23 protein-coding genes are annotated in these 26,676 nt (G+C 69.9%); 6 read left to right on the top strand and 17 right to left on the bottom strand.

The features are described from left to right. The first annotated feature begins 14 nt into the window (after nucleotides 1-14). Together AC3WR5_RS31910 and AC3WR5_RS31905 are read left to right on the top strand one after the other, a co-directional pair. The gene (locus AC3WR5_RS31910; RefSeq protein ID WP_492489790.1) at nucleotides 15-1,979 is read left to right on the top strand and encodes a PhoX family protein; all 1,965 of its coding nucleotides are present in this window, start codon (nucleotides 15-17) and stop codon (nucleotides 1,977-1,979) included. 161 nt (nucleotides 1,980-2,140) lie between these two features. Further along, on the top strand, nucleotides 2,141-5,809 hold the full coding sequence (locus AC3WR5_RS31905; protein WP_492489788.1) for a CheR family methyltransferase: 3,669 nt from the start codon (nucleotides 2,141-2,143) through the stop codon (nucleotides 5,807-5,809). 39 nt (nucleotides 5,810-5,848) lie between these two features. Here AC3WR5_RS31905 and AC3WR5_RS31900 read toward each other — a convergent pair whose 3' ends face one another. The 3 genes from AC3WR5_RS31900 to AC3WR5_RS31890 are packed head-to-tail and all read right to left on the bottom strand — an operon-like array spanning nucleotide 5,849 to nucleotide 9,473. Then, nucleotides 5,849-7,669, bottom strand: coding sequence for an AI-2E family transporter (locus AC3WR5_RS31900; protein ID WP_492489786.1), 1,821 nt, complete (start codon nucleotides 7,667-7,669; stop codon nucleotides 5,849-5,851). A 50-nt stretch (nucleotides 7,670-7,719) separates the two neighbouring features. Further along, nucleotides 7,720-8,625, bottom strand: coding sequence for an EamA family transporter (locus AC3WR5_RS31895; protein ID WP_492489785.1), 906 nt, complete (start codon nucleotides 8,623-8,625; stop codon nucleotides 7,720-7,722). Next, entirely contained in the window at nucleotides 8,622-9,473 is an 852-nt protein-coding gene (locus tag AC3WR5_RS31890; RefSeq protein ID WP_492489783.1) for a WcbI family polysaccharide biosynthesis putative acetyltransferase, read from the bottom strand. Before AC3WR5_RS31890 ends, AC3WR5_RS31895 begins: the two co-directional genes overlap by 4 nt. 304 nt (nucleotides 9,474-9,777) lie before the next feature. Between AC3WR5_RS31890 and AC3WR5_RS31885 the strand changes: the two genes are divergently transcribed. The 3 genes from AC3WR5_RS31885 to AC3WR5_RS31875 are packed head-to-tail and all read left to right on the top strand — an operon-like array spanning nucleotide 9,778 to nucleotide 12,746. Beyond that, entirely contained in the window at nucleotides 9,778-11,268 is a 1,491-nt protein-coding gene (locus AC3WR5_RS31885) for an FAD/NAD(P)-binding protein (RefSeq protein WP_492489782.1), read from the top strand. A gap of 54 nt (nucleotides 11,269-11,322) precedes the next feature. Beyond that, on the top strand, nucleotides 11,323-12,531 hold the full coding sequence (locus AC3WR5_RS31880; RefSeq protein WP_141291722.1) for an HPP family protein: 1,209 nt from the start codon (nucleotides 11,323-11,325) through the stop codon (nucleotides 12,529-12,531). A gap of 2 nt (nucleotides 12,532-12,533) precedes the next feature. Next, nucleotides 12,534-12,746 carry a DUF3565 domain-containing protein gene (locus AC3WR5_RS31875; RefSeq protein ID WP_492489780.1) on the top strand — a complete coding sequence of 71 codons (213 nt, stop codon included), beginning with the start codon at nucleotides 12,534-12,536 and terminating at the stop codon, nucleotides 12,744-12,746. Nucleotides 12,747-12,754: 8 nt separating this feature from the next. Here the strand turns inward: AC3WR5_RS31875 and AC3WR5_RS31870 are convergent, their stop codons facing one another. Both AC3WR5_RS31870 and AC3WR5_RS31865 read right to left on the bottom strand, forming a co-directional pair. Then, on the bottom strand, nucleotides 12,755-13,135 hold the full coding sequence (locus AC3WR5_RS31870; RefSeq protein WP_492489778.1) for an ester cyclase: 381 nt from the start codon (nucleotides 13,133-13,135) through the stop codon (nucleotides 12,755-12,757). Beyond that, nucleotides 13,132-14,151 carry a zinc-binding dehydrogenase gene (locus AC3WR5_RS31865; RefSeq protein ID WP_492489776.1) on the bottom strand — a complete coding sequence of 340 codons (1,020 nt, stop codon included), beginning with the start codon at nucleotides 14,149-14,151 and terminating at the stop codon, nucleotides 13,132-13,134. The genes AC3WR5_RS31870 and AC3WR5_RS31865 overlap by 4 nt, the downstream gene beginning before the upstream one ends. 115 nt (nucleotides 14,152-14,266) lie before the next feature. Between AC3WR5_RS31865 and AC3WR5_RS31860 the strand changes: the two genes are divergently transcribed. After that, on the top strand, nucleotides 14,267-15,169 hold the full coding sequence (locus AC3WR5_RS31860; protein ID WP_492489775.1) for a LysR substrate-binding domain-containing protein: 903 nt from the start codon (nucleotides 14,267-14,269) through the stop codon (nucleotides 15,167-15,169). Between the two features lie 49 nt (nucleotides 15,170-15,218). Here the strand turns inward: AC3WR5_RS31860 and tauD are convergent, their stop codons facing one another. The 12 genes from tauD to AC3WR5_RS31800 form a co-directional block, all read right to left on the bottom strand. After that, nucleotides 15,219-16,055, bottom strand: a complete 837-nt coding sequence (gene tauD / locus AC3WR5_RS31855; RefSeq protein WP_492489774.1) for a taurine dioxygenase — start codon at nucleotides 16,053-16,055, stop codon at nucleotides 15,219-15,221. A 37-nt stretch (nucleotides 16,056-16,092) separates the two neighbouring features. Further along, nucleotides 16,093-16,971: an ABC transporter permease subunit gene (locus tag AC3WR5_RS31850; protein WP_492489773.1), complete on the bottom strand. Its 879-nt coding sequence runs from the start codon at nucleotides 16,969-16,971 to the stop codon at nucleotides 16,093-16,095. After that, nucleotides 16,964-17,773: a taurine ABC transporter ATP-binding protein gene (locus AC3WR5_RS31845; RefSeq protein ID WP_492489772.1), complete on the bottom strand. Its 810-nt coding sequence runs from the start codon at nucleotides 17,771-17,773 to the stop codon at nucleotides 16,964-16,966. The genes AC3WR5_RS31850 and AC3WR5_RS31845 overlap by 8 nt, the downstream gene beginning before the upstream one ends. Before the next feature lie 7 nt (nucleotides 17,774-17,780). Further along, a complete protein-coding gene (tauA, locus tag AC3WR5_RS31840) occupies nucleotides 17,781-18,785 on the bottom strand; it encodes a taurine ABC transporter substrate-binding protein (RefSeq protein ID WP_492489770.1) in 1,005 nt (334 codons plus the stop codon). Between the two features lie 112 nt (nucleotides 18,786-18,897). Continuing rightward, on the bottom strand, nucleotides 18,898-19,641 hold the full coding sequence (locus AC3WR5_RS31835) for an ABC transporter ATP-binding protein (RefSeq protein ID WP_492489769.1): 744 nt from the start codon (nucleotides 19,639-19,641) through the stop codon (nucleotides 18,898-18,900). Beyond that, nucleotides 19,638-20,459 carry an ABC transporter permease gene (locus tag AC3WR5_RS31830; protein WP_492489843.1) on the bottom strand — a complete coding sequence of 274 codons (822 nt, stop codon included), beginning with the start codon at nucleotides 20,457-20,459 and terminating at the stop codon, nucleotides 19,638-19,640. Before AC3WR5_RS31830 ends, AC3WR5_RS31835 begins: the two co-directional genes overlap by 4 nt. A 29-nt stretch (nucleotides 20,460-20,488) precedes the next feature. Further along, a complete protein-coding gene (locus tag AC3WR5_RS31825; RefSeq protein ID WP_492489767.1) occupies nucleotides 20,489-21,469 on the bottom strand; it encodes an aliphatic sulfonate ABC transporter substrate-binding protein in 981 nt (326 codons plus the stop codon). Nucleotides 21,470-21,492: 23 nt separating this feature from the next. Further along, nucleotides 21,493-22,872, bottom strand: coding sequence for an LLM class flavin-dependent oxidoreductase (locus AC3WR5_RS31820; protein ID WP_492489766.1), 1,380 nt, complete (start codon nucleotides 22,870-22,872; stop codon nucleotides 21,493-21,495). 8 nt (nucleotides 22,873-22,880) lie between these two features. Beyond that, complete coding sequence (locus AC3WR5_RS31815) at nucleotides 22,881-23,717, bottom strand: MetQ/NlpA family ABC transporter substrate-binding protein (protein WP_492489764.1); 837 nt, start codon at nucleotides 23,715-23,717, stop codon at nucleotides 22,881-22,883. Between the two features lie 75 nt (nucleotides 23,718-23,792). Beyond that, nucleotides 23,793-24,455: a methionine ABC transporter permease gene (locus AC3WR5_RS31810; RefSeq protein WP_492489842.1), complete on the bottom strand. Its 663-nt coding sequence runs from the start codon at nucleotides 24,453-24,455 to the stop codon at nucleotides 23,793-23,795. A 28-nt stretch (nucleotides 24,456-24,483) separates the two neighbouring features. Beyond that, nucleotides 24,484-25,344, bottom strand: a complete 861-nt coding sequence (locus AC3WR5_RS31805; RefSeq protein ID WP_492489763.1) for a methionine ABC transporter ATP-binding protein — start codon at nucleotides 25,342-25,344, stop codon at nucleotides 24,484-24,486. A 32-nt stretch (nucleotides 25,345-25,376) separates the two neighbouring features. Beyond that, a complete protein-coding gene (locus tag AC3WR5_RS31800; protein ID WP_492489761.1) occupies nucleotides 25,377-26,576 on the bottom strand; it encodes an acyl-CoA dehydrogenase family protein in 1,200 nt (399 codons plus the stop codon). Nucleotides 26,577-26,676: the final 100 nt, after the last annotated feature.

Below are 26,676 nucleotides of genomic sequence, written 5' to 3'. Positions count from 1 at the left end.
CCAACGCCAGACCGATGACCTCATCCCCCTTCCAGCCCACCCGCCGCAGCCTCGTCAAGATGATGGCCGGCATGCCCCTGCTGCCGCTGGGCAGCGCCCTGGCCTCCGCCGGCCTGCTCAGCGCCTGCGGCGACGACGACGACACGCCGTCTGCCAAGCTGACCGGCGTGAGCTTCAGCGCGATGGCCGCGCCTTCGCTGGCCAATGCCGCAGCGATGGCCACGACCACGGTCGGCTCGACGCTGGTCGCCAGCTTCGACGACCAGAGCACCCAGAGCTTCACGCTGGGTTACCAGCCGTTTTTCATCACCGGCACCGCGGTGCCCGACGGCACCGGCGGCACGCTGGTCGCTGGCGGCTACTACGACATCGACAACCAGCCCATCGTCGACAGCTCGGTGCCCGGCTCGGAGCGCCAGTTCTTCTCCGACTGCCCGGACGGCACCTCGCTGCTGACGGTCAGCGGCGCCAGCGTGGCCGGCGTCAAGGGCAACACCGTGTTCGCCGTGGTGCAGTTCGAATACGCCACCCGCAACCAGGCGCTGGCTTCGATGTACGGCCTGCTGCCGTCGCCGATTGCCGTGCTCACGCTGGACCAGGACAAGGACACCGGCAAGCTCAGCCTGGTGAAGTACCACAACGTGGACACCTCGGGCGTCAAGGGCCTGTGGATCACCTGCGGCGCCAGCCTGTCGCCCTGGGGCACGCACCTGTCCTCCGAGGAGTACGAACCGGACGCCTTCGACCAGGGCGCGCTGGGCCAGTCCCTCGCTGTGCTGCACGGCTACAGCCAGAACGTCTTCGGCGACACCACCACTGCCAACCCCTACGACTACGGCCACCTGCCTGAAGTCACGGTGAAGGCGGACGGTACCGGCACGATCCAGAAGCACTACTGCCTGGGCCGCATCTCGCACGAGCTGATCCAGGTCATGCCCGACAACCGCACCGCGCTGATGGGCGACGACGCGACCAACGGCGCGCTGTTCATGTTCGTGGCCGACAAGGAGAAGGATCTCTCGGCCGGCACGCTGTACGTGGCCAAGTACACCAGCGAGCTGAACGCCACCGCCAGCGCCAGCATCAGCTGGATCAAGCTGGGCGCCGCGACCAGCGCGGAAGTGAAGGCCCTGGTGGACGGCGGCATCGTCGCCACCGACATCATGGACTCGCTCACCGCCGATCCGGCCGACAGCAGCTACACCCAGGTCGTGCTGAACAAGAAGACGCTGTGGGTGCGCGTGAAGGCCGGCCAGGAAAAGGCCGCAGCCTTCCTGGAAACCCACCGCTACGCCGCGCTGAAGGGCGGCAGCATGGCCTTCACGAAGATGGAAGGCACGACGGTCAACATCCAGGACAAGAAGGCCTACTCCGCGATCTCGGCGATCAAGGACTCGATGGTCACGGGCAAGACCGGCTTCGTCGCCGCGCACAACGTCGTCTTCCCCGCGGCGATCAACTCTGGCGGCGTGCTGGAGCACACGCTGGCGGCGGGCCAGAAGGACAGCGAAGGCAACGCCATCAACAGCGATTGGGTGCCGGCCAGCTCGCAGTTCATCCTGCTCGGTGAAGACCTGGCCACGGCCGACGCGCTCGGCAACCTGGCCAATGCCGACAAGATCGGCAACCCCGACAACCTGAAGTACTCGGAAGCCATGCGCACGCTGTTCATCGGCGAAGACAGCGGCATGCACGTCAACAACTTCCTGTGGGCCTACAACGTCGACACCAAGGCGCTCAGCCGCGTGCTGAGCTGCCCGTCGGGCGCCGAGTCCACGGGCCTGCAGGCCGTCGACGAGATCAACGGCTGGACCTATGTGATGAGCAACTTCCAGCACCCGGGCGACTGGGAGACGCCGCTGCACGACATCGTCAAGCCGACGCTGGACCCGCTGGTGCGCGCCAACTACGACGACCGCTTCGGCGCCGCGGTGGGCTACGTGACCGCGACCAGCACGCAGATCAAGCTGGAGGCCTGACAGCGTCACCTGAAACGAGGCCAGGCTCGCTGCTGCGCGGCGAGCCTGGCCTGTGCATGCACCGTCCGGTGACCCAGATGCCGGACCGATGGGGTCCTTCCCTCGCTCGTGTTGGGGAAATCCACAGCGGTAGACTCGCCCGTCAATAACGAGGCAACGCCGTGGACCTGCAAGATCAGAATCACAAGGAACTGGTGAAGGTGGCGGTTCTGGGTGGTTCTGCGGGCAGCATCGATGCCTTTGGCACGGTGCTGTCCGGCCTGCCGGACCGGCCGGGTTTTGCGCTGCTGGTGGTCAGCCACCTGGACCAGTCGCAGAAGAGCGAGCTCGACGAGATCCTGCGGCGGCGCACCTCGCTGCCGGTCGAGCGGCTTACCCACCTGCGCAAGATCGAGCACGACACGGTCTACGTGCTGCCCGAGGGCGCCAACGTCACCGCGCTGGACGGTCACTTCCGGCTCGGCCAGCGGCCGCCCGGCGTGCACCGCCCGATCGACATCAGCCTGGCTTCGCTGGCCCAGGACCCGGACATCGAGGCCGCTGCCGTGATCCTGTCGGGCACCGGGAGCGACGGCGAGGCCGGTGTCATTGACCTGAAGTCGGCCGGCGGTTTTGTGCTGGTGCAGGCCCCAGGCTCGGCCGACTACGACGGCATGCCGACCGCGGCGATCAACACCGGGCTGGTCGACGAGGTGCTGCCGGTCGAAGAGATCGCGGCCCGCCTGGTGCAGCGCTTCGGCAATGCGCCGCCAGCGCCGGGCGACGACTACGACGAGGCGCTGGGCGCCGCGCTGGCCATCGTGCAGGAGCGCACCGGCACCAACCTCGGCTATGTGAAGGACACCAACCTGAAGCGGCGCTTCCTGCGCCGCGTGCTGCTGCAGAAGGACCGCGACGTGGCCGGCTACCTGCAGCACCTGCGCACCGACCCCGGCGAAGCCGCTGCGCTGCAGGACGACATCCTGATCGGCGTGACGGCTTTTTTCCGCGACGCGGAATTTGTCAACGTGCTGCGCCTGACGGTGATCCCCAAGCTGATCGAGCTGCGGCACGACCCGATCCGCATCTGGGTGCCGGCCTGCTCGACCGGTGAGGAGGCCTACACCATCGCGATGCTGCTGCGCGACGCGCTGGACGCCAGCGGCCTGGGCACCAAGGTGCAGATCTTCGGCACCGACATCAACGAGCGTTCGATCGAGACGGCCCGGGCCGGGCTCTACGCCGCCGCCGCCGTCGAAAGCCTGCCTGACACCTACCGCGCCAAGGCGCTGGTTCAGACGGCCGGCGGCTTTGCGATCCGCAAGGACATCCGCTCGATGTGCGTGTTCGCGCGCCACAACGTGATGACGCACGCGCCCTTTCTGGGCATGGACCTGATCAGCTGCCGCAACATGCTGATCTACCTGCGCAAGGAGGCGCAGGAGCATGTGATGAGCGTGCTGCACTACGCGGCGCGGCCGGACGGCTACGTGCTGCTGGGCCGGGCCGAGGCGGCCTCGGTGGACCAGGGCTTCGAGCATGCCGGCGCGCCACACTTGTACCGCAAGCTGGCCGGCAAGCGCCCGCGCCGCGCCTGGCCGGTGGAGGCCATGCTGCCCTGGGCCGAGCCCCGGCCGGACGCCAGCGTGCGCGCCAGGAGCCACGCCGAGCAGATCGAGCAGGCCGTCACGCGTTGCGCGCTGGAGCGCTACGTGCCGCCGGGTTTTGTCGTCAACGAGGCGGGTGACGTGGTGCAGTTCCGCGGCGATGTGGCCGAGTTCGTCGCGCCAGCCACCGGCGAGGCGACGCTGTCGCTGTCGCGCCTGTTGCGCGCGGAGCTGAACGTGCCGGTGCGCACCGCCTTGCTGGAAGCCAAGCAGTCGGCCGCACCGGTGCGACGCGAGCGAGTGCCGATCGGCGAGCGCAGCTATGCGCTGGAAGCCTTGCCGCTGACGGTGGGTACCGAATCGCGGCACTTTCTCCTGACCCTGCAACTGCAGCCCGACGAGGCCGTCACTGCCGGCGCCAGTCGCACTGACGGCAACCCGACCCGGGAAAGCGACCTGGAGCGAACGGTGCTGACCTTGTCGGCCGAGCTGGAGTCGGCCCAGGCGCAGCTCAAGACCATGGTGCTGGAGTTCGAATCGGCCAACGAGCAGCTGCGCACTTCGAACGAGGAGATGCTCAGTGCCAACGAGGAAATGCAGAGCGCCAACGAAGAACTGCAGAGCGCCAAGCAGGAGCTCGAATGCGCGAACCAGGAGCTGCATTCGCTGAACGAGGAAATGAAGGACCGCAACGACCAGCTGGCGGTCGCCAATGACGACCTGAGCAACCTGGTCGAAGGCATTCCGCTGCCCGTCGTGCTGCTGGACCGGCACCTGCGGCTGCGCCACTTCACGCCGCAGGCGGCCACGCTGTTCGGCCTGCCGGCCGATGGCGTGGGCAAGGCCATGCCGACGCTGAACAACCGCTTTGCAGTCAGCGACATCGAGGAGATGGTGAACGCCGCGGTGCGCGGGCTGGCCTCGGTCAAGCACGAGTACCAGGACGCGGCCGGGCACTGGTGGCTGGTCAACGTGCGCGCCTACCGCACCGCGGACGACCGCATCGACGGCGCGGTGATCGCCTTCCAGGATGTCAACGACCTGAAGCAGGCCGTCTCGCAGGCCCAGCTGGCGCGCGGCGAGGCCGAGCATGCGAATGCCGCCAAGGACGATTTCCTGGCCCTGGTCTCGCACGAACTGCGCGCGCCGCTGAACGTCATTTCCGGCTGGGCCGCGGTGCTGGCGCGCTCCCACGCCAGCCGGGGCGACATGCCCGAGGCGCAGGTGCGGGCCGTCGAGACCATCCTGCGCCATTGCAAGGTCCAGGCGCAGCTGATCGACGACCTGCTCGATGCCTCGCGCATCACCTCCGGGCGCTTTGCCATCGAGACGCGGCCGGTCGACCTGGGTGCCTGCATCGCCAGCGTGCTGGAAGGCCTGCAGCCCACCGCGCAGGCCCGCCAGCTGGTGCTGACCGGCAGCGGGCTGCAGGCCGGCCACCTGGTCAATGGCGACGGCCGGCGGCTGCAGCAGATCGTCAACAACGTGGTCGGCAACTCGATCAAGTTCACGCCGGCCGGCGGGCGCATCGAGGTGGTCATGACACGGCTGGACGGCTTGCTGGAGCTGTCCATCTCCGACACCGGCATGGGCGTGTCCGACGAGCTGCTGCCGCGGCTGTTCGACCGCTTCTCCCAGTCCAACATGCACCGCACGCGCGAGTACGGCGGGCTGGGGCTGGGGCTGTCCATCGTCAAGCACCTGACGCTGGCGCACGGCGGCACCGCCACCGCGCTCAGCGACGGGCCGGGCAAGGGGCTGCGCCTGATCCTGCGCTTTCCGGCGCTGGACCTGCCGGCCATGGACCACGCCCCGCAGCCGCAGGCCAGGGCGCTGCTGCCTGCCCAGGACCTGCAGCTGGACATCCTGCTGGTGGACGACGATGACGAGGCGCGCAAGGCCATGCGCGAGCTGCTGCAGCTGATGGGCGCGCGGGTGCAGACGGCGGCCTCGGTTGCCGAAGCGCTGCAGCAGCTGGAGCAGCAGCCTTTCGACGCCATCGTCAGCGACCTGGCGATGCCGGGCCGCGACGGCTTCGAGCTGCTGCGCCTGGTCCGCAGCCGCGAGCTGCAGGACGGCAGGCCCCGCAGCTATGCCATCGCGCTGTCCGGCCTGGCCTCGCTGCAGGACCGCGACACCGCGCTGGCGGCCGGCTTCGATGACCATGCCGCCAAGCCTGTCGACGCAGGCGCGCTGATCGAGCGGCTGACGGTCGCCTCGGCGCGGCTGAGCGCGCCGCGCTGAACGCCCGCCGCCAGCGGCAGGGTGTCGTTGCCGGCGGATTCAGCGCCGCTCGTTGCCGATCAGCGCCAGCGCTTCCTCGAACGAGTAGGCGGTGCGGTGGGCCAGGTCGGCGGTGATCGGATCGGCCGGCGCCTGGCGCTGCAGCGCCGGCAGCATCAGCACGATCCTGGCCTGCGGCATCGCCGCCAGCACTTCGTTGAGCAGCTGGTTGTCCGTGCTCACCGCCTGGTCCATCGCCGTGCCGACGACAAACACCGAGCCCACGGTTTCGGGCCTGGCTTCGTCCGGCGGGTCCGCCAGCTCGGCAATCGTCACGTGGCGTGCGTCCAGGTGCTCGGCGCGCATCACCCGCACCAGCAGCTCGGTGGTCAGCTGGGCCTGGTCGCCGGCCATGCTGATGCACAGCGTGACCGAGCCCGTCGGCACGTCCAGCCGTCCCTGCCAGCGCCCCTCCGTCTGCATGCGGCCCTGGCGCAGCGCCATGCCGAGGTTGGGCGCGTCCAGCACCGCCACGCGCGTGCCCCGCGCGCGGCGCGGCTCGTGCGCCAGCTCGCTGAAGGTGCGCGCGATCACCTGCTGGCCCATCAGCCGCTGCTCGTCGCTGATCAGCCCCAGCTCCAGGTCCACCGCCGCCAGCTCGAAGGCCGGCATGACGATCTTGTCGCAGTAGGCGGCGAGCGACTTGCGCTTCAGGAAGGCCCGCGCATCGGCCAGGATCTCCACCGAATCGCCGCTGATGCAGCGCTGGTAGAAGCGCTGCGACAGCGTCAGCGCCGGCGTGTCGCCGAACAGGATGTCCAGGAAAGCCAGCGCCGGCACATGGCGGCCGGCCACCACCAGGCACAGCGTCAGCGGCGTGGACAGCAGCAGTCCCACCGGCCCCCACAACGCACCCCAGAAGATGGCCGCCACCACCACCGAAAACGGCGACAGCCCGGTGGTGTGCCCGTAGAGCTGCGGCTCCACCACGTGTGCCACCACCAGTTCGACCACCAGGTAGACCATCAGCGTGGCCCCCATCAGTTCCCACCCCGGCACCACGGCCGCGGCAAAGGCGCCAGCGCACACGGCGGCCGCCGGGAAGCCCACATAGGGGATGAAGCGCAGCAGGCCGGCCAGCGTGGCCCACACGGCTGCCTGCGGCACGCCGATGGCGGCCAGCAGCAGCCCGATCACCAGGCCCACGCCCAGGTTCACCGAGAACTGCGAGGCGAAGTAGCGCGACAGCCGCTGGCCGGCGTCGTTGAAGGCGCTGGTGGCGGCGCGCACGTCCTGGCCGCCCGTCAGGCGGATCAGCCGGTCGCGCAGCGAGTCCTGCTCCAGCAGCACGAAGATCAGCACCAGCAGCACCACGCCGGTCGTGCCCAACGGCGCCCAGATCGACGAGACGAAGCGCAGCAGCAGGCTGGAAGGTGCGCCGTCGGCCTGGGGCGTGTCGGCCCCGTGGTCAGGGTCGGCCGCAGGCGCCAGGTTGCCGATCAGCCGGCCGGCACGGCCCTGCGCCTCGGCCAGTCGCCCCAGCGTGGCTTCGCGCAGCGTCGCGATCTTGGCCTGCACATGGGCCTCGTAGCGAGGCATGCTGTCGGACATCGTGCCCAGCTGCACCAGGATCGCCATCGCCACGCCGGCAGCGGCCAGCCCGGCGACGATCAGCGCCAGCATCGCCGCGGAAGCCTGCCCCAGGCCCAGCCCGCGGATCTTCTTCACCAGCGGCGCCAGCACAAAGCCCAGCATCGCCGCCAGCGTGATCGGCACCAGCACCCCGCGGCCCAGGTACAGCAGCCCCAGCACGGCCGTGCCGGCCAGGATCTTCAAAGCCAGTGACGAGGTCCAGGCCTCGTGGGGTGCCGTCGGCGTCATCAGGGTGCCCGGGGAATGCAGCGAAGCGGCAAGTATCGAGGCTGCGGGGCTCAGTTCGCCGGCCGCAGCCTGGCCAGCCAGGGGCCGCCGAACACATTGACCAGCAGCCCGAGCATCAGCAGCGCGCCGCCGGCGAAGTGGATGGGCTGCAGCGCCTCGCCGAACACCAGCCAGCCGGTGCTCAGGCCCACCAGCGGCACCAGCATCGAAAACGGCGCCACGCGGTTGGCCTGGTAGCGGCCCATCAGGTAGGTCCACACGCCGTAGCCCAGCAGCGTGGCGGCCCAGGCCAGGTAGGCCACCGCGCCGAAGGACTGCAGGCTGAGGTTGCGCAGTGCGGCGCCGATGGCCTCCGGGCCTTCCAGCAGGTACGACAGCGCCAGGAAGGGCAGCGGCGGCACCAGGCTGGCCCAGACCACAAACGCCGTCTGGTTGAACGGCGCGTAGCGGTTCAGCGAGCGCGTGACGATGTTGCCGCAGGCCCACATCACCGCGGCCGCCACCGTCAGGCCAAAGCCCACCAGCGGCATGCTTGCGCCGTGCGCGCTGCCGATCAGCGCCAGCCCGCAGGCCGCCAGCAGCAGCCCCACCAACTGGTTGGCCTGCCAGCGTTCCTTCAGCCAGACGGCGGCGAAGAACATCGTGAAGAAGGCCTGCGACTGCAGCACCAGCGAGGCCAGCCCCGAAGGCATGCCCAGGTGGATCGCGGTGAACAGCAAGGCAAACTGGCCAACCGAGATCGTCAGGCCATAAGCCAGGTACAAGCGCAGCGGCAGCTTGGGCGGCCGGAACACCAGCAGCGCAGGAAACGCCGCCAGCGCGAAGCGCATCGCGCCCAGCAGGAACGGCGGCACGCCCGCCACGCCGACCTTGATGACCGCGAAGTTGACGCCCCACACGACGATGACCAGCAAGGCCAGCGCGAGGTCCGCGGGCCGGAGGGAAGCCTGTTTCACGCCGCCGCGCCCACCCCGATGGGTGCCGGCGCAGCGACGGGCGTCGTTGCGCTCGGGGCGACCGGGCGCCAGTGCGCCGCAATGGTCAGGATCAACGCACTGCCTCGCTCATACCAGTCCGGATCCGGTTCAAACGGGTAACCCATGGTCTTGACGTCGTAAGGGCTGACCGGACAGTTGGTCCGCGTCAACTGATCCAGTGTTTTCCGGGCACCGGCTGGCAACACGACAGGGAGACCGGTGAGCACCGCCAGTTGCTTCAACATCTCGAAGAACACCACGTTGGTTGGGTGGTTGTGCGTCAAGAACAGCCTTTGTCGCCGTGCGAATTTCTTGATGTAGCCAGTGACTCGCACGTCGCAGCCCTGCTGCCGCAGCTTCATTTGGGCATGGCTTTCGGCAAAGCGTTGTGCGAGCCTGAAGTCGATACGGCCCTCACGATAGCGGTCCAGAATCTCCGCGACCGTCAAACCCTCTTCCAGCAGCCCGGTGATGATTTCTTCGCCAAAAATCGCACCATAGTGCTTTCCAGCAGCCTGTGGCGCATGGCAAAGAGAATAGGCGCCGCTGTTATAAAAATACGGAAACGAAGCCGACTTTGCGCCAGGCTTCAATTGCCGCACCAGATCTGCCGTGCACAACCGGCCATGCTTCTCGGTCAGCGGTTGATAGATGAACACGTCGCTCTTCAGGATGCCCGCAACAATCTCGTCTGCCCGCTTCATGCCACCTGTGCGGCCATTGTTGGAGTAGCTGGAGATGCGGTAAGTGTCCGACGGCAGGCATTTGCCGAGCAGGTACCCCAAGTGCTGCCCCTGGCAATTGCCGAATATGACGATGTGGGTCATGGAAAGCAGCCTCCCCGCTGCACCACAATTATCCGCGGGCCGACAGCCATCACGATGGCCGTGTCAGCCTCCGCCGGAATGAAAAAAATCCTGCGTTGCGGCCCGGGCTCGTTCAGGGGGCGCGGCTCAGGGCGGTGGGCCTGGCGGGGGGCTTGCGTCTATATGCTCATTTCAATCCAAGCTTATGCCGTTTCGCGTATGAGCTTATGCAGCAATCTGCGTTCACGCCAACCCGGCGGCGCGCGAGCATGCGGGCATTCACCACCCATCCAGGCGGCCACGAGCTGCCGCGGGAGCCCGGCGCATGGACCTCAGCAGCATCAGCAACGACAGCAACATTCCCTCGAGCGGCGAGGCCGGCATCGCCATCGTCGGCCTGGGTTTCAGCGGCGTGGCCACCGCGCTGCATCTGCTGCGCGGCCTGCCGCCCGGCGCCACGCTGCATTTGCTGGAGCAGGGCGACAGCGCCGGCCGCGGCGTGGCCTACGGCACGCGCTGTGACAGCCATTTGCTGAACGTGCCGGCAGGCCGGCTGGGCTGGGACCCGGCGGACGAGGCCAGTTTCCTGGCCTGGCTGAACGAACGCGGCACCACTGACCCGCAGGGCCAGCCGCTTGCAGCGGCCGATTTCGCACCGCGCCGCCTGCTCGGCAGTTACCTCGAACATGGGCTGACCCAGGCGATTGACGCGGCTCGCGCCCGTGGCGTGCGGGTGCGCAGCGGCCTGCCCGGCGTGACCGGCCTGGTGCGCCAAGGCCCTTGTTGGCGCCTGCAGCTGTCAGACGGCAGCACGCTTTCAGCATCGCAAGTCGTGCTGGCCACCGGCCACCTGCCGCCGGCCCGCCCGCCGGTGACCGACGCCGCCAGCGGCGACAGCGCCTGGCAGGCGTCCGGCTGGTTTGCCGACCCCTGGGCCCAGCCCGCCTGGTGCGAACTGCCGGCCGAGGCCGACGTGCTGCTGCTGGGCAGCGGCCTGACCGCCATCGACATGGTCACCCAGCTGCGCGACCAGGGCCACCGCGGCCGCATCACCATGCTCTCGCGCCGGGGCCTGCTGCCGCAGCCGCACCGGGTGCTGGAAGCCCGACCGCGGCCTGGCCTGTCGCCCATCTCCGAACTCGGCCCGGACCTGAAGCTGCGGCTGGTGCTGCGCGCCGTGCGCCGCTGGGTCGCCGAAGCGGAAGCCGATGGCCGCGACTGGCGCGACGTGATGGCCAGCCTGCGCAGCTGCACGCCCAAGCTCTGGCAACGCCTCACGGTGCGCGACCGGCGCCAGTTCCTGCGCCACGTGCAGCCCTGGTGGGACACCCACCGCCACCGCCTGGCGCCGGTGCTTTGGCAGGCGCTGCAGGACGACATGGCCGCAGGCCGCGTCGCCAGCGTTGCCGGCCGGCTGCGCCACGCCGAACAACTGGCCGACGGCAGCTGGGCCCTGCAATGGCAGCCCCGCGGCAGCGCCGAGATCCAGGGCACCGAAGTGCACGCCATCATCAACTGCACCGGCCCGACCAGCTCGCTGCGCCACGCCACCGACCCGCTGCTCGCCTCGCTGCGCGAGCGCGGCATGCTCAGCGCCGACGCGCTGGGCCTGGGCCTGCTGACCGACACCCAGCACCGCCCGCTGGACAGCAGCGGCGTGGCCGTCGAAGACCTGTTCTACATCGGCCCGATGCTCAAGGCCCAGCACTGGGAAGCCACCGCCATCCCCGAACTGCGCCAGCATGCCGCGCAGACCGCGCAGGCGGTGCTGGCGGAATACGCTGTTCGCTGCCAGGTGGAGCGGGCGGCGGCTTGAGCCACGGCCGCCGGCATTTCCGCTGGCCGTGTCATGGGGTGATGTAATTCGGGCGTGAGCCGCACCCCGAACCGAGCTTTTGAAGACGCCCCGGCCTGGCTTCGCAGCCTGTGGCCGGCCGAATCCGCCGTCGGTGCCGCCGAGCGGCTGCGGTCCTGTGCTGGCGCGCTGGTCGGCATCCTGCTGTGCGGGGCATTGAGCGCCGTGCTGCTGGGCCAGTCGGCACAGGCCTTCTGGCTGATTGCGCCGATGGGCGCGTCGGCCGTGCTGCTGTTCGCGGTGCCGGCCAGCCCGCTGGCGCAGCCCTGGTCCATCGTCGGTGGCAACCTCTGCGCCGGGCTCATCGGGGTGTGCTGCGCCAAGCTGATCGCCGTCCCGGTGGCGGCGGCCTGTGTGGCGATTGCGCTGGCGATTGCCGCGATGTTCGCGTTGCGCTGCCTGCATCCGCCCAGCGGTGCGGTGGCCCTCACGGCGGTGCTCGGCGGCCCGGCCGTGCACGCGGCCGGCTTCGGCTTCGTGCTGGTGCCGGTGCTGCTGAACAGCCTGCTGCTGCTGGCCGTGGCCCTGGTCTACAACCGCGCGCTGGGCCGGCGTTACCCGCATGCGCAGCGCCTCGCGCCCCCGCCTTCGCATGCCACGGCAGACCCCGCGCCCACTGCCAGGCTGGGCTTCAAGCCGGAAGACCTGCTGGCCGTGCTGAAGGGCCACGGCCAGGTGCTGGACATCTCGGTGGACGACCTCGACACGCTGTTCCGCCGCACCGAGCAGCAGGCCTTCCGCCGCCGTTTCGGCGAGACCCGCTGCCGCGACCTGATGTCGCGCGACGTGCTGACGGTCGACTACGCCACCGAGCTGGCCGATGCCTGGCGCCTGATGCACACGCACCAGGTGCAGGCCCTGCCGGTGGTGGACCGGGCGCGCCGCGTGATCGGCATCGTCACCCGCGGCGACTTCCTGCAGCACGTGGACCTGGGCGACTACCGCAGCGTGGGCAGTCGCCTGGGCGCCTTCCTGCGCCGCACCGCGCACAGCCACTCCAGCAAGCACGAGGCGGTCGGCCAGATCATGCACACGCCGGTCGTCACGGTGCCGCAGGACACGCCGATCGCCGAACTCGTGCCGCTGATGGCCGGCGCCGGCCTGCACCACCTGCCGGTGGTCGACGACGCGCGCCGCCTGGTCGGCATCGTCACCCAGACCGACCTGGTCGCGGCGCTGTACGAAACCAGCCTGGCCGCATTGCGCGAGCCGGCGGCGGCCTGAGCATGCTGCAGCCCATCACCGGTTTTCACCAGGACGAGGAAGGCCATTGGGTGGCCGAACTGGCCTGCGGCCACAACCAGCATGTGCGCCATGACCCGCCCTGGCAGAGCCGGCCGTGGACGCAGACGGTCGAAGGCCGGCACCGGGTGCTGGGGCAGGTGCTGGAATGTCGCAAGTGCGATGCCGGCGCACCGCCGGACCTGCCAGGCGGCTGAGTGGTGGCCTATGCGGGACCTGGCGCGCCGACCTGGATCCAGTACTCGGCAATGCGCCCGTCCACCACGTGGTAGACCGCGCTGGCGATCTGTTCCCTGACCGGGGTCAGGCCCGCTGCCGAACGCTGGCGCCAGCGCAGATGGACCTTGTCTCCCTGTGCCAGGCACTCCTCCAGCTGCAGCTCGAACGGGCCAAATTCGTCGCGGATCTCGATCACGTGTTCGGCGTAGGCCTGCGGACTGCGCCGCAGCGTCTGCGCCGGCCCCGGTTCGCTTTGATGGGCCAGCACTTCGGGCTGCAGGAACTCGGCCGCGCGGTGCAAGGCGTGGCCGCTGCGGATGTGTTCGAAGAAGCCGCGCACCGTGGCCTCGGGCGAGCGCCCGCTCATGCCGCACCCGAGATGCGCAGCAGCAGCTTGCCGCGCGTGGCGCGCGACTGCAGCAGCCGGTGCGCTTGGGCCGCCTCGGCCAGCGGCAGCCGGTCGTGCACGTGCACCTGCAGCGCGCCGCTGAGCACCCGCTCGAACAGTGCCGCGGACTTGGCCTGCAGCACGCCCGGGCCGCCCAGGTAGTGCGGCAGCACCGGGCGTGTCACCGTCAGCGACTGGCCCATCAGCGCCGGCACCGACAGCGTGGGCACCGCGCCGCTGGCCGAGCCGTACAGCACCAGCCGGCCGCGCCGGCGCAGCACGCGCAGGCTGCCCTCCAGCGTGTCGGCCGCCACGCCGTCCAGCACCAGGTCCACGCCCACCTCGGGCTCGGCCGTGCCGGCCGGCGCCAGCGCGCGGCAGGCAGCGCGCAGCGCGTCGGGCCACGGCGCGTCCGAACCCGGGCCGTAGCGCAGCGTCAGGCCGCCCAGTGCCGCCACGGCCGCCGCCTTCTCGTCGCTGGACACCGTGCCCCACACCTCCGCGCCCAGCGCCCGCGCCCACTGCAGCGCCAGCGCGCCCACGCCACCGGCAGCTGCATGCACCAGCACCCGCTCGCCGGCCTGCACGCGGCCCACGGTCTCGACAATCATCTGCGCCGTCAGCCCCTGCTCCAGCACCGCCGCGGCCGTCGCCAGCGGCAGCGCGTCCGGCACCCGCACCAGCAGCGAAGGCGCGACCGTGATGGCCTCGGCATAACAGCCTTGCACCGGCGCGACCATCGCCACGCGGTCACCCGTCGCGAAGCCGCTGCCGGGCAGCGCCGCCTCCACCACGCCCGCGGCCTCCAGGCCCAGCCGCCAGGGCAGGGCTGCGCCCGGGTAGCGGCCCTCGCGCTGGTAGGTGTCCACGTAGTTCACGCCGGCCCAGGCCAGGCGCACGCGCACCGGCCTGTCGGCATCGGGTTGCGGCTCGGGCAGCTCGGCAAGCTGCATCACCTCGGGTCCGCCGAAGCGGGTCAGTTCAAAGCCTTGCATGGTGTTCGCGCCGGAGCGCGTCGAAGCGGAAATAGGCTTCATCGTGGGCCGAAATCGGGCTCGGCGCCATCGAATCCAGGACACGATGATTCATCGATCGGCTCACAATCTCTGCATGCCGATCTCAAATCCCCGCATGCCGCCATTGCAGTCCCTGCAGGCCTTTGAAGCCAGCGCGCGACACCTCAGCTTCTCGCGCGCCGCCGAGGAAATGCACCTCACGCACGGCGCCATCAGCCGCCAGGTGCGCGGGCTGGAAGCGCTGCTGGGGGAGCGCCTGCTGGCGCGCGTCGGGCCGCGGCTGTCGCTCACGCTCGCCGGCCGCGAGCTGCTGGGCCGGCTCGGCGAACCGCTGCTGCAGCTGCGCCAGGCGCTGCAGCCCGAGGCACCGGCCAGCGAGCGCCTGGAGCTGGCCACGCTGGCCTCGTTTGCGTCACTGTGGCTGGCGCCGCGGCTGCCGGCATTGCGCGAAGCCTTGCCTGGCTTGCAACTGCGCGTGGAGACGCACTACGCGCTGGCCAGCTTCCCGCCAGACCGGCCACGCCTGGGCCTGCGCTACGGCAGCGGCCGCTGGCCCGGCCTGAAGGCCACGCCACTGATGCAGGACAGGCTGGTGTTGCTGGCCACGCCGGCCGCGCTGCGCCGCCACGGGCGCGACCCTGAGGCGTGGCCAGCGTCGGCCTGGGTGCGGCACGAAGGCACGTCCTGGGAGGACTGGCAGCCGCAGTCGCCTGAACCGGAAGGGCACCGGAACGCTGCGTTGGTTTGGAACGATGCGGCGGCGATGGTGCAGGCGCTGGTGGCCACGGACGGCGTTGGCCTGGCGCGGCTGTCGCTGGCCGCGGGCGCGTTGGAGGCCAAGAAGTTGCGGCAGGCCGATGCGCGACTGGCGCCGGCGCCGATGGCCTACTGGCTGGTCACCCGGCCGGAGTACGCGCGGCATGCCGGATTGAAAGCCTTGGCGGCGCAGTTGCAGGTGATGGCAGGGGCGTGGGGGGCGCAATGGCTGCCTGCATAGCCTTGTGTGCCATCCGGAAGAAGCGCAAGCCGACAAGCAGCCGGCCAGTTCAGAAGAATGGCCGATCCCCCAGGATCGTCGCCCTGTGCATCACCCGCCGATGCGGCAGGTAATCCGCCGTCGCGTAGTGCTGCGTCAAGCGGTTGTCCCAGAACGCGAAGTCGTCCTGCTTCCAGCGCCAGCGCACCGTGTACTCGGGTCTCGCCACATGCGCAAACAGCAGCTGCAGGATGGCCGCGCTTTCCTTGTCGCTCAGCTCGTGGATGCGCGTCGTGAAGCCCTGGTTGACGAACAGGCCGCGGCGGCCGGAGACGGGGTGGGTGCGGATGACCGGATGCGTGACCGGCGGGTTGGCGCGCTGCGCGGCTTCCCAGCGGCCACGCTCGGCGGCGGTGCGGGCGAAGCGGTGGGCCGGAAAGGACAGCAGCATGTCGTGCTGGGCCGTGAGCCCGTCCACGAGCTTGCGCAGCGGTGCGGAGAGCCCTTCGTAGGCCGCAATGCCGCTGGCCCACAGCGTGTCGCCGCCAGACGGTGGCAGCTGCTTGGCCGAGAGCAGCGCACCCAGCGGCGGCTGCGGGATGAAGGTCACATCGGTGTGCCAGTTGTCGTTGTCCGGCAGGTTGTCGTTGCTGGTGTCCAGCACGATGATCTCCGGCACGCCCTCCACATGCGGGTAGATCGGGTGGATGTGCAGCTGGCCGAAGCGGGCGGCCAGGTCGCGCTGTTGCTTCGGCGTGATCGGCTGCTGCTCGAAGAACAACACGTGGTGCTGCAACAGCGCGGTGTGCAGTGCGTCATGGTCATGCTCGCTGAGCGGCTCGGCCAGGCGAATGCCGCTGACCACCGCGCCAATGGCGGGACCCAGGGCTTGGATGTGAAGGCTCATCGGAAGTCTTGTGATCGGAAAAAAGACGGGGCAGCGCTCAGCCGCGGCCCTTCCACGGCACCAGGCGGCGCTCGGCCCAGCGCATCAGCAGGTCGAAGGCATAGGCGACCGTGCCGATCACCAGGATGCCCATCACGACGATGTCGGTGCGCAGGAAGTTCGAGGCGTTCAGCACCAGCTGGCCCAGGCCCAGCGACGCGGCCACCATCTCGGCGGCGACCAGCGTGGTCCAGCCAAAACCCAGTGCGATGCGCATGCCCACCAGTACCTCGGGCAGCGCGGCGGGCAGCAGCACATGGCGCACCACCTGCCAGCGCGTGGCACCCATGGACGCCGCGGCATGCAGTTGCTCCGGGCTGGCCGAGCGCATGCCCGAGCGCGCGGCCAGCGCCAGCGGCGCGAAGCAGCTCAGGTAGATCAGCAGCACCTTGGGCGTTTCGTTGATGCCGAACCAGATGATGATCAGCGGCAGGTAGGCCAGCGGCGGCAGCGGACGGTAGAACTCCAACGGCGGATCGAAGATGCCGCGCGCCCCGCGCGAGCTGCCCATCGCAATGCCCACCGGTACGGCGGTGAGCACCGCCAGCGCGAAGGCCAGCAGCACCCGGCCCAGGCTGGCGCCCAGGTGGCTGAGCAGCGGCTGGTCATTGGCCTGGCCGGTGGCGTAGGCAACAAACTGCTGCCACACGGCTTGCGGCGACGGCAGGAACAGCGGCTTGATCCAGCCCGCTGCCGTCACGCCCCACCAGAGCGCCAACAGCACGGCGATGGTCACTGCGCTGATCCAGCGGCTGTCGCCTTCGCCCGGCGCGTGGAAGGTGCTCGCACGCAGCGGGGCGACGGGTGGCGGGTGAGCCGATGCTGGCTCGGTCTGGGCACCGATGGCGGCGGCGTCCAGCGCAGGGGCTTCAAGCATGGGCGGCCTCCGGCGTGACCGCGGCGTCGCGGTGATGGATCAGGCTCAGCACCTCCTCGCGCAGCGCGATGAACTCGGGCAGCGACTTGATGCGCCGTGCATTGCCCTCGGCAATGAAGCGGCGCGAAAACGGCAGGTCCTCGAACGTGCGCAGCACGCGGCCTGGCCCGGGGCTCATCACCACCAGCCGGGTGGCAAGGAACAGGGCTTCCTCGACCGAATGCGTGATGAAAAACACCAGCTTGCCAGTGCGCGCCCAGACCTGCAGCAGCGTCTCCTGCACCTGCTCACGCGTGAACGCATCGAGCGCGCCCAAGGGCTCGTCCATCAGCAGCAGCGCCGGGTCGTTGGCCAGCGCACGGGCAATGCCCACGCGCTGCTGCATGCCGCCGGACAGCTCCCACACGGCGCGTCTGGCTGCATCCTTCAGTCCCACCAACGCCAGCGCCTCTTCGGCGCGGCGTTGCCGGTCCGCCCTGGCCAAGCCGCGCAGCCGCAGGCCCAGCGCCACGTTGTCGCGCACGTTCAGCCAGGGCATCAGCGCGTGCTTCTGGAACACCACGCCACGTTCGGCGCCGGGGCCGGTGACCGGTCGGCCATCCAGCAGCACCTGGCCCTCACTGGCCGGCAGGAAGCCGGCGATGCAGTTCAACAGCGTGGTCTTGCCGCAGCCCGAGGCGCCCAGCGCAACGACGAAGTCATCGCCCTGCAGCCGCAGGTTCACGCCGGCCAGCGCCTGCACCAGGCCGCCGCGGCCGTCGGCATAGCGAACGCCCAGGCCGCGGATGTCCAGCGTGGCCATGGCGGGCTCAGGGCGCCAGCGCCTTGCGCACGTAGGCGGCGATGATGAAGGCGCTGTAGTCCGGCTTCACTTCCTGCACCCGGCCCTGTTCCTTCAGGAAGGCCGAGGTGTTGGCCAGCGCCTGGGCCGCGCCGCCGCCCAGCCAGGCGGCCGACAGCTGCTCCTGCGGCGTGGGGAAGCGGTACAGCGCGGTGGCGGCGGGCACGTCCTTGGCGTCGGCCTTGCTCCACTTGGCAATGGCCTTGACCTGCGGCGTGTCGGCGGTCCACTTCGCACCCTCGGCGCGGTACTGGGCGTCAGCCTTGGCCACGGCCTTGACCAGCGCGACCATGAAGGCCTCGTTCTCGGCGGCCCACTTGGCATTGACGACCAGGCCGTCGAAGGTCGGGTGGCCTTGTTTGCCGATGGAGCCGGAACTAGCGATCACGGTGCCGCCGGCCTTGGCCTTGGACAGTGCCGGGTCCCAGATGAAGGTGGCATCGATGTCACCGCGCTCCCAGGCCGCGGCGATTTCCGGCGGCCGCAGGTTGACGACGTTGACGTCCTTCGGGTTCACGCCATTGAGCTTCAGGCCGACCAGCAGCTGGTAGTGCGAGGTCGAGACAAACGGCGTGGCGACCTTCTTGCCCTTCAGGTCGGCCCAGGTCTTGATGCCGCTGCCATTGCGCACCACCAGCGCCTCGGCGTCGGCAATGTCGTCGAGGATCCAGAACAGGCGGATGTCCTGGCCCTGGCTGGCCGCCGCGGCGATGGGGCTGGAACCGGCTTCGCCGATCTGCACGTCACCCGAGGCCATCGCGCGGATCACGTCGCCACCACCGCCGAACTGGCGCCAGTTGATCTTGTAGCCGGTCGCCTTCTCCAACTCGCCGGACTCGATCACCGTGCGCAGCGGCACCAGCATGTCCTGGTACGCAAACGTCACCTCCTTGGTCTGGGCAAAGGCGGTGGCCGACAGTACGAGGCCGGTCAGGGCCAGCAGGCGGGGAATGGCAAGGAGGCGCGAGCGCATGGGTGGGGACAGCAAAGCCGGGTGATGAAGAGGTGGCGATGCTAGGCAGCGCAGTGCGCGATGGGAACGACGCTTTTCGCAGGCGTTCGCAGGAAATGCGCATGAGGCGCGGCTAGATCGCGCGCACCGCCTGCAGTGCGTGCAAGACCTCGGCGCGGGACTGGGCCAGCGCTGCGCTGTCCCGGGCGCGGGGTCTCGAAAGCGGCACCTCAATGTCGGCTGAGAGGCGCCCCGGCTGGCTGTCCAGCACCCACACGCGGTCGGCCAGGTAGGCCGCTTCGTCGATGTCGTGCGTGACCAGCAACAAGGTGCTGGCATGTCGCCGCGCCAGGCCCAGCAGCAGGTCCTGCAGCCGCATGCGCGTGAAGGCGTCGACGGCAGAGAAGGGTTCGTCCAGCAGCAGCACACGCGGCTGGCTGAACAGGCCGCGGGCAATCGCCACGCGCTGGGCCTGACCGCCGGAGAGCTGCTTGGGCAAGGCGCCGCCCAGGCCGTCCAGCCCGACCTCGGCCAGCAGCCCGGCGACGCGGGGATCGCCGGCGCCGCGGCGGCCGATGTCGAAGGCGACGTTCTCGGCCACGGTCAGCCACGGGAACAGCCGCGGCTCCTGGAAGACGAAGCCGATCTCGCGGCTCAAACCGTGCTGTGGCTGCCCCGCCAAGGTGATGCGGCCTTCGAAGCCTGTTTCCAGCCCGGCGACGATGCGCAGCAGCGTGCTCTTGCCGCAGCCACTGGCGCCAACGATGGCGACGATCTCGCCAGCCTGCACCTGCGTGCGCACACCTTGCAGCACGCAGCGCTCGCCAAAGGCGTGCCGGCGAACGTCGATCTGCAGCAGTGGTTCGGGCTTGCTCATCGCACTGCGCCGCCGTGGTCAAAGGTGTCGCGCCAGGCCAGCAGCCGGCGCTCCAGCGCCTGCATCAGGCGGTCGCTCAGCTGGCCGAGCACGGCCAGCAGCAGGATGGCGGCCAGCACGATGTCGGCCCGGCTGGTTTCGCGGCCGTCGGTCAGCAGGTAGCCCAGGCCTTTGCTGGCGGCGATCAGCTCGGCCGCGACCATGAACATCCAGGCCAGGCTCAGGCCGTTGCGCAGCCCGGTGAAGACCGCCGGCATCGCGGCTGGCAGCAGCACGCGGCCGACCAGCGCCAGCGGCGACAGCCGCGCCAGCCGCGCGACCTCGACCAGCTTGCGGTCCACGTCGCGAAAGCCCGAGGACACGCCCATGTAGACCGGGAAAAACGCGCCGATGGCGATCAGCACGACCTTGGGCGCCTCGTCAATGCCCAGCCACAGCAGCAAGAGCGGCACCCAGGCCAGCGACGGGATGGCGCGCAGCGCCTGGCAGCTCGGGTCCAGCAGGCGTGCGCCCAAGGGAGACAGGCCGACCAGCGCACCGGCCAGCACCGCCAGCGCCGCGCCCAGCGCAAAACCCGCGGCCACGCGCGCGGTGCTGGCGGCGATGTGCGCGGCCAGGCCTTGCGGGCCCATCGCGATCAGCGTCTCCAGCACGGCGCTGGGGGGAGGCAGCAGGTTGGCGCTGATCCAGCCCAGCCGCGGCGCGGCCTCGGCCAGCAGCAGCACCAGCGCCGGCAGGATCCAACCGACCGGCCAGCGGCGCGCCGGCCGTGCAGGCGCGGCTGCTGCCGCAGTGGGCGCTGCAGCGGCGTCCAGCATCGTCGGGTCGGCGGCCATGTCCGAAAGCCTCAGGCCTTGATCAGGCCCTGGGCGAAGCGCGTGTCGACCAGCGCCTCCACCGCCTTGACCAGGTCGGTGCCGGGCTTGACCAGCTGCTCTTCCAGCAGGATGGGCGCGGCGGCCTGCAAGGCCTTGATGTGTTCGGTCGACGGCTGCGGCTGGCTCAGGTCGGTGCGCAGCTTGAGCTGCAGCAACGCGACCTGCAGCGAGACCCTGGCCTCCTCGCTGAGGATGCGCGCGGCCTCGCTGGTGTTGGCGATGGTCCACAGCCGGGCGCGCTCGTAGGCGGCGATCACGCGCTTGACCAGCGCCGGCTGCCTGGCCAGGAAGTCCTCGCGCACGTTCAGGAAGCCGTAGGTGTTGAAGGCCACGTTGCGGTAGAGCAGGCGCGAGCCGGCGTCCAGCTCGCTGGCAGCCATCATCGGGTCCAGCCCGGCCCAGGCGTCCACCCGGCCCTGCTCCAGCGCGGCGCGGCCGTCGGCATGCTGCAGGCCGATGTGCTCGATGTCGCTGCGATGCAGCTTCACGGTCTGCAGCGCGCGCAGCAGGAACAGGTACGGGTCCGTGCCCTTGGTCGCGGCGATCTTCTTGCCCTTCAGGTCGGCCAGGGTCTTGATCGGCGAATCCTTGGGCACGACCAGCGCGGTCCACTCGGGGCGCGAGAAGATGTAGGGTGTGCGGATCGGGTTGCCATTGGCCTTGGCCAGCAGTGCGGCCAGGCCGGCGGAGGAGCCGATGTCGATGCTGTTGGCATTGAGGTATTCCAATGCGCGGTTGCTGCCGGCGCTGAAGACCCACTTGACGGCGATGCCATCGCGCTTCAAGTCTTCCTCCAGCCAGCCGAACTTCTTCAGCACCAGGCTGACGGGCGAGTAGGTGGCGTAGTCCAACCGCAGCTCGGTGAGGGTGTCGGCGGCGTGGCCCAGCACGGGAATCACCGCGGGGGCCAGCGTGGCGCCGGCCAGCGAGAGAACGGAGCGACGTTGCATCGGGTACTGCTTTCGTAGAGGCGTCAGGATGTCGTGGTGCCCAGCTTCACCTGCCGGCCGGCGTGCCCGGCCGGCAGCCGGTCGCCCTGGGCAAACAGCTTGTGGCGCAGCGAGCCGGGCGTGTAGGCCGTGCGGTAGCGCCCACGGCGCTGCAGCTCGGGCACGACCCAGCGCACCACGTCTTCCATGGTTTCATGGCTCAGCGCGTAGGTCAGGTTGAAGCCGTCGATGCCGGTGCGGTCGATCCAGTCTTCGAGCTGGTCCGCCACCTGCGTGGGGCTGCCGACGAGGACCGGCCCGCGCCCGCCCAGGCCGACGAACTCGGCCGCTTCGCGCACGGTCCAGCGGCGGCTCGGGTCCGCCGCGCTGAACGAGGCCAGTGCGCTGCGGCCGGCTTCGGTGTCCATGTACTCGATGGTCGCGTCCAGCGGGTAGCGGCTGAAGTCCACGCCGGTCCAGCCGGAGAGCAGCGTCAGCGAGGCGTCGATGTCGATGTAGCGCTGGTAGTCGGCCAGCTTGTCCTGCGCCTGGGCTTCGCTTTCGCCGGTGATCACCAGTGCCTGCGTGAAGATGCGCAGCGACCCGGGCGGGCGGCCAGCCTCGGCCAGCGCACTGCGCAGGCTGTCGACCTGGCGCGCGATCACCGTCTGGCTCGGGCCGCTCATGAAGACGCATTCGGCATGCCGCGCGGCAAAAGCCTTGCCGCGCGACGAGGTGCCGGCCTGGTACAGCACGGGAGTGCGCTGCGGCGAGGGCTCGCAGAGGTGGATGCCGGGCACCTGGAAGCGCGGGCCGTGGTGGGCGATGGCATGCACCTTGGCCGGGTCGGTGAACACGCGGCCGGCCTTGTCCAGGCGCACCGCGTCGTCGTCCCAGCTCTGTTCCCAGAGCTTGTAGACGACCTCCATGTACTCGTCGGCCAGGTCGTAGCGGTCGTCGTGCGCGAGCTGGCGGCCCAGCCCGAGGTTGCGCGCGGCGCTGTCCAGGTAGCCGGTGACGATGTTCCAGCCGACGCGGCCACCGGTCAGGTGGTCCAGCGTGCTCATGCGGCGGGCGAACGGGTAGGGATGTTCGTAGGTCAGCGCGCACGTCACGCCGAAGCCCAGGTGCGTGGTGGCCTGGGCCATCAGCGGCACCAGGGCCAGCGGGTCGTTCAGCGGCACCTGCGTGGCATGGCGCAGCGAGGCGTCCAGGCTGCCGCGGTAGACGTCGTAGACGCCTAGCACGTCGGCCAGGAACACGCTGTCGAACAGGCCGCGCTCCAGCAGCTGCGCGAGTTCGACCCAGTGCGCGGCTTCGCGGTAGTGGTGCGAGCGGTCGCGCGGGTGCGCCCACAGGCCGGGCGACTGGTGCCCTGCCGCGTTCATCTGGAACGCGTTGAACCTGATCAAGTTCCCAGCCATGCCGGCGCTCACTTGGTGGTGGTCTGCAGCGCCTGCTGGTAGTCCGTCTTCACGAAGCCGGCGAAGCGCTGCTCGGTGACGGCCAGGAATTCGCGCGAGCGGTAGGCCTCGGCAATGTCCTTGACCCAGGGCTTGGCCAGGTCCTCGGTGCGCACCGCGACGACGTTCTGGTAGGTCGGGCCGGTCTTCTCCAGCGCCAGCGCCTCGGTCAGTTTCAGGCCGGAAGCCAGCGCGAAGTTGCCGTTGACAAACGAGTAGTCGGTGTCGTCCAGCGAGCGCGGCAACTGCGCGGCTTCGAGCGGGATCAGCTTGATCTGCTTGAGGTTCACCGCCACGTCTTTTTCAGACGCGCGGATCGGGTCCACGCCCTCGCGCAGCTTGATCCAGCCGATCTCCTGCAGCACCATCAGCGCGCGGGCGGCGTTGGTCGGGTCGTTGGGCAGCGCCACGGCGGCGCCGGGCTTCACGTCCAGCGTCTTGTGCTTGTGGCTGTAGATCGCGATGGGGGCGGTCGGCACCTTCAGCAGCTCGCTGATCGCCAGCTTGTTCTCGGTCGAGAACTTGGTCAGGTAGACGATGTGCTGGAAGGCATTGGCGTCCAGCGCGCCCTGGGCCAGCGCGAAGTTGGGCTGGATGTAGTCGTTGAATTCGACCACCTTGACGGTGTAGCCCTTTTTCTCCAGCAGCGGCTTGATGCCCCACTTGACCTGGTCCGCATACGGGCCGGCGGTGGCGCCGATCGTCAGCGTCTTCTTGGCTTCCTCGGCCAGCGCAGGCAGCGTGGCCAGGCTGCCCAGCAGCAGCACGGCGGTGGCACCCAGCAAGGGACGGCGGGCGAGGGTCATCGGAACATCCTTCTTGGCGAACACGGGCGCGGCGGCCCGGAAAAAGCGACGTGACGGCCGCTGGTGGCAAGCGGGTCAGCGCTTGTCCAGCCGGCGCGCCACGGTGTTGCCGGTGAACTGCAGCAGTTGCACCAGCAGCACCAGCAGCGCGACGGTGAAGACCATCACGTCGGTCTGAAAGCGGTAGTAGCCGTAGCGGATCGCCAGGTCGCCGATGCCACCGCCACCGACCACACCGGCCACCGCCGAGTACGACAGGAAGCTGATGGCCAGCACCGTGAGCGCCAGCACCAGGCCCGAGCGGGCCTCGACCAGCAGCACGCGCAGGACGATCTGCAGGTCCGATGCGCCCATGGCCTGGGCCGCCTCGATCACGCCGCGCGGCACCTCGCGCAGGTTCTGCTCGACCAGGCGCGCGAAGTAGGCGATGGCCGCAAACGACAGCGGCACTGCCGCGGCGACCGGCCCGATGGAACTGCCGGCGACCACGCGGGTCACCGGCGCCAGCGCGACCAGCAGGATGATGAAAGGAAACGAGCGCACGGTGTTGACCAGCCAGCCCACCAGGCCGTGCAGCCAGGGCCGCTGCAGCGGCTGCCCCGGCCCGAGCAGGAACAGCCAGATGCCCAGCGGCCCGCCCAGCAGCACGGCAGCCGCCAGCCCCAATGCCAGCATCAGCGCGCTCTGTTCCAGCGCGGTGCCCAGATCGGGCAGCAGCGCGGCAATGTTGGGCGTCAACAGCTCGGACAACATCTCAGGCAGGTGCTCAGGCAAGCGCAGCCTCCGGCCAGGCCAGCCGGGCCAGCGCCGCTTCGCGTGCGCGCAGCTGCTGCAGCTCGCGGCCCAGCCGTGTCACCGCCGGTACGCGGCTGTCGCCCACCGCAAAACGCTCGGCGATCTGGCCGTCTTCAATGACGGCGACGTGGCGGCACAGCGTGTCGATCACCGCCAGCTCATGGGTCACGATGACGATGGTCACGCCCAGCTGGGTGTTGATGTCGCGCAGCGTGGCCAGCAGCGATTCGGTGGTCTCGGCGTCCAGTGCCGAAGTCGGTTCGTCGCACAGCAGCACCGCGGGCTGGCTGGCCAGCGCGCGGGCAATCGCCACGCGCTGCTTCTGCCCGCCGGAGAGCTGGGCCGGGAAGCTGTGCTGCTTGTCGGCCAGGTCGACCAGCGCCAGGCATTCGTGCACGCGCCTGGCAATGCCCGCGGCCTTGCCGCCCTGCAGCTTGTGCAGGCGCAGCGGGAAGGCCACGTTGTCGAACACGCCGGCGTTCTGCAGCAGGTTGAACTGCTGGAAGATCATGCCGATCTGCTGGCGCGCGTCGCGCAGCGCCGGCTTGCTCAGCGCCGTCAGCTCGCGGCCGGCCACCCACACGCGGCCCTGGTCCGGCCGCTCCAGCAGGTTGATCAGCCGCAGCAGGGTGCTCTTGCCTGCGCCGCTCTTGCCGACCAGGCCAAACACGTCGCCGCGCTGCACTTCCAGCGAGGTCGGTTTCACCGCGTCGAAGTGAGCACCGCCGGGCAGCAGAAAGCGCTTGGCGACGTTTTCCAGGCGGATCAGCGGCTCGGGCGCCGGGGCGGCCACAGCGGAAGGCGTGGCGGAAGCGAGCGACAGCAGGCTCATCGAATGATCCTCGTGGGCACAGCCGCTCACACTCAGGCGTAAGGGCTGGGTTCGGGCGGGCGGCCATCGAGCCGGAAGCGGCCGATGTCGCGCTGCTTCAGGTCCACCGGGTCGTGCAGCGTGTGCACGCGCGCATTGCGCCAGAAGCGGTCCAGTGCCAGGCGCTGGCTGGTGGCGCTGGCGCCGGCCAGCTCGAAGACGTCGCTGCCGATGGCCATGGCCGCGCGGTGCGCCAGCACCTTGGCCTCGGCCACCTCCACGGCCAGCTCGCCGCGCTGCGCGGCGGTCAGCGCGTCGCCGGCGTCCAGCGCGGCCTGCAGCTGCTGCGCGGCGGCGTCGGTCACCAGCTGGGCCGGGCGCAGCTGCAGCCACAGCTCGCCGTAGCGGTGCTGCACCAGCGGCTCATCCGCCAGGCTCGCTGCATTGCCGCCGAGCCAGGGGCGGGACTTTTCCAGCGTGTGGCGGCGCCCGGCCTCGAAGGCGGCCTGCGCCAGCCCGAGGTAGAGGTTGGCCATGATGAGCTGCGAGACCAGCGTGCGCAGCGTGGCGCGTGGCGTGGGCGGCGTGTCGGGGCCTTGCAGCAGGTCGCGCTGCGGCACGAACACGTGCTCGAACAGCACGGTGCCGCTGTCGGTCTGGCGCTGGCCGAAGCTGTCCCAGTCCTCGCGCACCGTGACGCCGGGTGCTCGCGTGTCCAGGTGCAGGATCAGCCGGCCCGCGGGCGGATGCTGGGTTTCCATCTCGAGGTTGCTGCGCGGCGCCACGGCCGAGACCACCAGCCGGTCCGAGCCGACCGAGCCGGAGGCATAGCTCTTCTGCCCGTCCAGCTGCCAGCCGCCGGTCACCACGGTGGCCACCAGCCGGGTGTCCAGCGGGTTCAGCGCATTGCCCCAGAACCAGCCTTCGGACTGCGAGCGTGGCAGCAGTTCACGCTGCTGGGCCTCGCTGCCGTAGAGCAGCACGGTGGCGATCTGCAGGTGATGGAAGGCGAAGACGTGTGCCAGTGCGCTGTCGGCCTGCGCCAGCCGCCGCACCACGCCGTAGAAGGTCGGCCAGTCCGCGCCCAGGCCGCCCGCGCTGCGCGGAATCGTCAGCCCCAGCAAGCCACTGTCGCGAATGGCCACGCGCTCCGCAGCGGCGTGTCCGCCGCTGCGGTCGCGTTCTACGGCGGTGGCCTCCAACCGGCGCGCCAGGCGCTCTGTGGTGTCGGCAACGGAGATGACAGCGTCCATGCAACACAGTGTTGCGTGACGCGCGGTGCCGGCCAACGAACGTTTCCGCTTGTGCTTGTTGCGAAACCGAGCAGAGGCAGCGCCGGGTCGGGCGGCGCCC

The sequence above is a fragment of the Ideonella sp. FW305-24 genome (assembly GCF_058788035.1).
This window is presented reverse-complemented; position numbering and strand designations above follow the sequence as displayed.